The organism is Nonomuraea sp. NPDC050451 (genome assembly GCF_044458585.1).
This window is the reverse complement of the sequence record NZ_JBITHZ010000022.1, coordinates 192,889-200,043: the sequence shown is the minus strand read 5'-3', so window position 1 is coordinate 200,043 and position 7,155 is coordinate 192,889. Positions and strand designations below refer to the sequence as shown.

The 7,155-nt window shown below is 67.8% G+C and carries 5 protein-coding genes and 1 tRNA gene; 4 read left to right on the top strand and 2 right to left on the bottom strand.

What is annotated here, in order from left to right; translation table 11 throughout:
* Nucleotides 1-998 precede the first annotated feature (998 nt).
* Both ACIBI9_RS44345 and ACIBI9_RS44340 read left to right on the top strand, forming a co-directional pair.
* Nucleotides 999-2,564, top strand: a complete 1,566-nt coding sequence (locus ACIBI9_RS44345) for a tyrosine-type recombinase/integrase (protein WP_397231892.1) — start codon at nucleotides 999-1,001, stop codon at nucleotides 2,562-2,564.
* A 198-nt stretch (nucleotides 2,565-2,762) separates the two neighbouring features.
* Nucleotides 2,763-3,962 (top strand): tyrosine-type recombinase/integrase, encoded by a 1,200-nt coding sequence (locus ACIBI9_RS44340; protein WP_397231890.1) that lies wholly within the window; start codon nucleotides 2,763-2,765, stop codon nucleotides 3,960-3,962.
* Between the two features lie 222 nt (nucleotides 3,963-4,184).
* Here the strand turns inward: ACIBI9_RS44340 and ACIBI9_RS44335 are convergent.
* Nucleotides 4,185-4,258 (bottom strand) — tRNA-Arg (locus tag ACIBI9_RS44335).
* A 54-nt stretch (nucleotides 4,259-4,312) separates the two neighbouring features.
* Nucleotides 4,313-4,903: a hypothetical protein gene (locus ACIBI9_RS44330; protein WP_397231888.1), complete on the bottom strand. Its 591-nt coding sequence runs from the start codon at nucleotides 4,901-4,903 to the stop codon at nucleotides 4,313-4,315.
* A gap of 352 nt (nucleotides 4,904-5,255) precedes the next feature.
* On the opposite strand from ACIBI9_RS44330, the gene ACIBI9_RS44325 reads away from it, so the two are divergent.
* Both ACIBI9_RS44325 and ACIBI9_RS44320 read left to right on the top strand, forming a co-directional pair.
* Nucleotides 5,256-6,197 (top strand): phosphotransferase, encoded by a 942-nt coding sequence (locus ACIBI9_RS44325; RefSeq protein ID WP_397231886.1) that lies wholly within the window; start codon nucleotides 5,256-5,258, stop codon nucleotides 6,195-6,197.
* Nucleotides 6,181-7,107, top strand: a complete 927-nt coding sequence (locus tag ACIBI9_RS44320; protein WP_397231884.1) for a cobalamin biosynthesis protein — start codon at nucleotides 6,181-6,183, stop codon at nucleotides 7,105-7,107. Before ACIBI9_RS44325 ends, ACIBI9_RS44320 begins: the two co-directional genes overlap by 17 nt.
* The last annotated feature ends 48 nt before the right edge of the window (nucleotides 7,108-7,155 follow it).

Here is a 7,155-nt window from a genome sequence, read left to right as displayed (position 1 = left end):
GGTGGATACGACTTCGACACTCGAATCCTTGCAGCTCAGGGGCACCTTTTCTCTTGTTTCAGGCCGTTACCACCCGACCGATTGAATACCTGGGGTTAACCCCCGTCCCGAGGGTGCCCCTGCCGATCGAGGACGATGAGTGTGCACCGGATATGAATGCTTTGTCCGGTAATCATGGTCGAACCTTTGCTTCGTCTGTTGTCCGAATCCGGGCCTGATCACAGGTATTTAAAAGATGACAGGGATCAGGTGGGCCAGGTGATCGGGCCGCACCAACATGACACCACCTCACCACAACGCAACACCACCGAACCACATCATCCGCCGTGCACCGCGACCGCGGCCCATACCGTTTAGCACGACTGACGGCGCTCAACTGCCGATCGATGACAGCGACCGCCCGGTCATTCCGGGCCGACGTGCTGGAAACGGCTGTCTCATCTCACCTGCACAGGTGGGTGCGTTCCTGCACGCCAGAGCCGCTCTTACTCTGTGGCGCCTCCAAGAAGCAATACGCGGTGAGATGGCGGCGACGCCGCGTGGAGACCGCCGGTGCCCCGGCCTGGAGTTGATCGTCGGATTCGGCCTTGACCGTCGCCATCCAGGTGGGCGTCGATACGCCCTGTCCGGCACGGCCATCGGTGCGGCGGGTGACGACCACAGGCGTGCTCGCCCGAGCATGCCACCGCATCGGCCGCGTCGGACGGGAACACGACGACCCCAGCGCTCCATGCCGTACAGGCGGCGGCACGGGCAACGGGATCGCCGTGCGCCGTGCCCAGCGATCGCCGGGGTCGTGGCTGAGCGGGACATCGCGGGATGAGTGCTCGGAACAGGACCTCCAAAGGCACACCCTGTGACCAGGGCGACCAGTTCCTTCACCAGCCGCTTCGGGGCTGGGCGCAACAACCCTGTGCCGTGCGCCACCCCGCTCCCCCTGCTCACCGCCACACCAGCCCTACCCAACAGCACCGAAGAGAAGAGGAACGAGACACGCCATGGCCGAGGGACGCACGTTCAAACGCTGTTCCTGCCGCGACAGCGACGGCAAGGAACTCGGGCAGAAATGCCCCAAGCTCCGCCGCGCCGACGGCGGGTGGAGCTACCGGCACGGCATCTGGAACTACCAGATCGAACTCCCGCCCAGCCCTGACGGCAAGCGGCGTGGGCCCCTGCGCCGCGGCGGCTTCGCCACTCAGGACGCAGCCAAGGACGAACTCGGCCAGGTGCGCGACCTGCTTGCGCTGGCAGACCCGCGCGAGCCCGCCACCCGCACCCAGATCGCCGACCTGATCAAACGCACGCTGGCCGAGACCAACACGCTCCCGAACGCGGAGACCGTCCGCCGAAAGATCAAGACCGGGCAGCATCTGACCCAGGAGATCACCGTCGAGCAGTGGCTGACCGAGTTCCTCAACCGCAAGCGGAGGATCGAGGAGACCACCCGACGCTCCTACGAAGGCCATATCCGGCTTTACCTGACGCCGTATCTGGGACAGTTGCGGTTGGATCAGCTCAAGGTCAGCGACATCGCGTTGATGTTCGAGCAGATCGAGGAGTTCAACGACACCATCACCGAACGCCGCACCGATCCGGACCCGGTGGTACGGGCGAGCGTCAAGTATCGGCGGCCGATCAGCGTCGCGACGATGCACAGCATCCGTGCCACCCTGCGGCACGCGTTGAACATGGCGATGCGCCAGGATCGGCTGATCGACTTCAACCCTGCCGCCGTGTTGGAGATGCCGGCCAAGGCCCGGCCCAGAGCGCTGGTGTGGACCGACGACCGGGTCCGCGCCTGGCAGATTGACTACCGCGAATACCGCCAGGCGGAAAAGCAGCGCCGCGCCGGTAGACGGGTCGATCCGATCGACGCCTACACCAGCGTGCCGCGCCCGTCGTCGGTGATGGTGTGGACGCCCGCTCAGACCCGCCTGTTCCTCGAAGAGGCACGACGGCATCGCCTGTTCGCCCTGTATCAGTTGATCGCGCTGCGCGGGCTACGCCGGGGCGAGGCGTGCGGGCTGCGCTGGAAGGAGGTCGACCTCGACGGCCGCACCCTGACGGTGAACTGGCAACTCGTGCAACTGGCCTGGCAGGTCCGCGAGGGCACGCCGAAGACCGACGCCTCCGTGCGGACCATCGCCCTCGACACCGACACCGCCCAGGTGCTGCGCGCTCACCGGCAGCAGCAACTCCAGGAACGGCTGGCCATGGGCGAGGCGTGGACCGACACCGGGTTCGTCTTCACCCAACCCGACGGCAGCCGCCTGCATCCCCAGCACGTGTCCGACCAGTTCCTCTGGCTGGCCTACCTGGCTGGCCTGCCACCCATCCGGCTCCATGACCTCCGCCATGGCGCCGCCTCGCTCATGCTGGCCGCCGGAGTGGAGATGAAGGTGGTACAAGAAACCCTGGGACACACCTCCAGCGCCTTCACCGCTGACACCTACACATCTGTCTACCCGCAGGTCGCCCCGGCCGCGGCCGAGAAGACCGCGGCCTTGCTGTTCGGCAAGGAAGACCAGGCCGAACCCGGGAAACTCATCTCCCTGAGGAGCTGACAGTCGGATTAGGCATCCGGCCCCGCACCCGCCGCCTGCTCGTGGCGAGGCGGGGCCGCTGCTCTTCCCGCAGCTGCCGGAGGCGGTGAGTGGATCATGGTTTGTGCGCGGTTGGTGCGCCCGAGCACGTACGGAGCACGCAACCGCTAGACGAAAATTCTAGAACGCATCCGATCCCGCATAACCACAGGTCAAACCATGATCAAAGCGCGCCCTGCAGGATTCGAACCTGCGACCGTCGGATTAGAAGTCAAGGCCAAGGAGTCCCGCACCTGGTACTCCTTCGCCGTCGCCTACGTACACGCCTGGTGGCCCCACGCGGCGGCCAAGTCCCGCGAGGGCATGACCGACACACTCGCTACCCTGACCCGCGTCCTGGTGGGCGATGTGCCCGGCCGGCCATCCGACGAGATCATCCGGCGGACACTGCGCGCATACTCGTTCTTGCCCGAAGACCGCAGGCCGACTCCGACGCCGGAGATCTCACGGACCTTGCGCTGGCTGGAGAGTGCGTCGCTCCCGCTGAGCGCTCTGGAGGAGACCAAGCACGCTCGTACGGCCTTGGAAGCTCTGGCGCTGCTTCTGGACGGCAAGGCCGCGGCGACCTCGACCTATCGCCGCAAGCGGGCCGTCTTCCACCACGCTCTGGAATACGCCGTGGAGCTGGAGGAGCTTTCGGCAAATCCGCTCCACAAGGTCAAGTTCCGCAAGGCCAAGGTGAGCGGCGAGGTTGATCGGCGCTCGGTGGTCAATCCGCAGCAGGCCCGCGAACTGCTCACTGCGGTGACCTATGTGGGACGGTCCCGCGGGCCGATGCTGGCCGCGATGTTCGCCTGCATGTACTTCGGCGGCCTACGTCCGGCTGAGGCGGCCGGACTACGCCAGAAGGACTGTCACCTCCCGGCGAAGGGCTGGGGCCTATTGACACTGGAGAAGACCAGGCCCCAGAGCAACAAGCGGTTCACCGACTCCGGGCAGGCCCACGATGAACGCGGCCTGAAACACCGGGACGTGAAGCAGACACGCACCGTTCCCATCCCGGCTGAACTGGTGGCCATCCTCCGCGATCACATCGCAGCGTTCGGGGTCGGCGAGGACGGCCGGCTCTTCCGCACTCGCACAGGCGGCGTGATCTCCGGGTCTGCCTACGCGAAGGTCTGGCAGGAAGCTCGGACGTACGCCTTCACACCCGACCAGGCCGCATCTCCCCTGGCGGGCAGGCCATACGACCTGCGCCACGCGGCCGTCTCGCTCTGGCTCAACGCAGGCGTGCACGCCCCGGAAGCGGCCGAACGAGCGGGCCACGGCGTGGACGTGATGCTCCGCGTCTACGCCAAGTGCATCGACGGCCAACGGGAAGTCGCCAACCGGCGCATCTTGGACGCGCTCGCTGGATGATCCACAACCCACGGCAGGACCCCGGGACACCTCGGGGTCCTTTCGCCGTTCCGGGGCTCGAAACCGCCGTACCCACCTGGGGAAACGGGCGTGCGAGCATTCCGCGTATGTTCCGCGACCAGTGGCACAGGGCTGCTTTCGGCCGCCTCACCCTGCCTACGAGCCAAGACCACCGATCATGCGAAAGACCAGGTCAACCCGCAGATTGCCTGGTCTTGGACGCGCGCCCTGCAGGATTCGAACCTGCGACCGTCGGATTAGAAGTCCGGTGCTCTATCCAGCTGAGCTAAGGGCGCTCCCGCCTTATTGTGCATGATCCGGCGACATGTCACGCACACGTTTTCCTCGTGTCAGTCTGTCAGCCCGATCACACCCCACATGAACAGCGTCCCCAAGGCCGCAGTCGTCAGGGTCAAGCCGGTGGCCCGGAAGGGTGTGTGGGCCTCTGGGAGGATATCGGAGGCGGCTGGATTGGGGAGGAAACCGGCGAAAAGACCTAGGTTGGCGCTCAGGCGCTGTCCGGGATGGTGATGAGGGAGTTCAGGGGGAGACGCGTCCAGGAACAGGAAGGCAGGGGCGCGGCGGCGGGCGTGTCGTAGAGGGATGTGACCGTCCGTGAAGTTGTGAGGGGTTATCTCTGTCACCGCGGCCATCGTCGGGGAGGTGTCTGTCTGGTGGGCGGGCTGTCCGGGAGGCTGTGGCCGATTCGAGCGTCGGCGGGGAGGCCAGCATGGGTGTGGGTGTGGTGATGGGTCTGCGTGGTGGTGGCTGGTGTGGTGGCGGCTGGCATGGTGGGTGTCGTGGTCGGTCTCGTGGGCGTCGGGCATGGCTATCGAGCGTTTGGCGATGAGGATGGGTGGGAGCGCCGGGGCGAAGATCAGCGTTCGCAGGGGTATGCCGAACGCCGCCGCCAGGGGTTTGAGGAGGAGATCGGAGGACACCTGGCCGAGCATCGGCCCCAGCAGTGGCGCTGAGGACCCGGCCGCGCTGGCCCGCCTGCACAGCACCCGGCAACACAGCACCCAGCCGCGCAGCACCCCGCGGCGCAGGACCCAGCAGTAGAGGACCCTGCGGTGGAGGACCCCGCGGCGGAGGATCCGGCCGCGCAGCATCCTTCGGTGTAAGGCCCCTTGGCGCAGGACCCGCCGGTGGAGGAGCCCGCGGTGCAGGTCCCCGGCCGCGCAACATCCTTCGCTGTAAGGCCCCTTGGCGGAGGACCCGCCGGTGAAGAACCCGGCCGTTTGGGACCTCGCAGTGTAGGAACCGGTGGCGGGGAGCAGGTGGTGACCGGGGATGGTGCGGTTGGTGAGTGGGGTTCGCACGCAGCATGAGGGGTGGTGCAAGCGTGAGGAGGGTTGGGGGGAGAGGTCGGTTTGGAGGGCGGGGTGGGATGGGGGGAGCTGGGGAAAAGGCGGGGCGGGGGTGGGGCAAAAGGGTCTAAGCTCTCGTGGCATGGTCGCGACGCTCCTGCATGAGATTCCGTTGCAGGGCGGGGACGTGACTGACGGGGTGGTGCGGGTCGGTGACACCGTGCGTAGACCGGCCAGTACGTCGACACCCGCCGTGCACGCCCTGCTCCGGCACCTTCAGGCTCGTGGGTTCGGAGGGGCACCGCGGGTGGTGGGGATGGACGGGCTCGGGCGGGAGATCCTCACGTATGTGCCGGGTACGACCGGGTTGCGGCTTGAGAGCGTGAGTGATGAGGCGCTGGCCGGGCTTGCGGTGTTGCTTCGGGAATATCATGACGCGACTGTCGGGTTTCCGCTGTCCCTGGAGGGGTGGGAAGGTGGGTCAAATGACGACAAATCGCCAGAAATCATCGGACATTGTGATTTAACGCCAGAAAACGTGATATTTCGCGAAGGCAGGCCCCGCGCGCTGATCGACTTCGACCTGGCCCGGCCCACCACGCGGCTCTTCGACGTCGTCACCACGCTTCGCCACTGGGCCCCCATCGCCGACCCCGTCGACCGCGCCCCGCTCCTCCGCAACCTCGACGTGGGCGAGCGGCTGCGGCTGTTCTGCGACGCGTACGGCGTGCCGCCCCGCGACCGCCGCCGCCTCCTCGAACTGGCCAGGCTCCGCTTCCACCGCTCCTACGACGTCATGCGCACCCGCGCCTCGGCGGGCGGCAACTGGGCGAAGATGTGGGCGGGCGGCGCCGGCGAGCGCATCCGCCGCGCGGCGGCCTGGCTGGACGTACACGAAGACGAGCTCCATGCCCACCTGGTGTGACCCGCTGGGGCTCGCCCTCGGGGTGGCCCTCGACCGGCTGATCGCCGACCCGCAGAGCGCCGCTCACCCGGTCGCCGTCTTCGGGCGTGTCGCCGCGAAGGTGGAGAAGTCCCTGTACGCGGACAAGAAGGCGCACGGGGTGGCACATGTCGCCATCTGCGTCGGGGGCGCGACCGCGCTCGGAGTCCTCGCCCAGCGGATCCCCCACGCCCGTACGGTCGTCACAGCCGTCGCCACCTGGGCCGTGCTCGGTGGCACCACGCTCGCCCGCGAGGGCGAGTACATGGCGGACGCCCTCGAGCGCGACGACCTGGAACGAGCCAGGACCCGGCTCCCCCACCTCTGCGGCCGCGACCCCTCCCACCTCGAGGCCAAGGAACTCGCCAGGGCCACGGTCGAGTCGCTGGCCGAGAACACCTCCGACGCCGTCGTGGCCCCGCTCTTCTGGGGCGCGGTGGCGGGCGTGCCGGGGCTGCTGGCGTACCGGGCGATCAACACGCTGGACGCCATGGTCGGCCACCGCTCCCCCCGCTACGAACGGTTCGGCTGGGCGGCGGCCAGGCTCGACGACGTGGCGAACTACGTCCCGGCCAGGGTGACGGGGCTGCTCACGGTCCTGGCCGGGCCGGACCCCGGCCGCGCGTTGGCGGTGCTCAGGCGGGACGGCCACCGGCACCCCAGCCCGAACGCCGGCAGGTGCGAGGCCGCCTTCGCCGGGGCGCTCGGCGTCACCCTGGGCGGCACGAACGTCTACCAGGGCAGGACCGAGCACCGCCCGACCATGGGCGACGGGCCCGAGCCCGACGTCAAGGACATCCGCCGTGCGGTACGTCTTACGCGCGCCGTCAGCCTGGCCGCCGCCGGAGCGGCCGTACTGACGGCTTGGGCCCTGCGAAATCGCCACAAATAGGCCGGCGGGAGGATTGCGGACGGCCGCGCAATTGCGCGGTAATCAGCT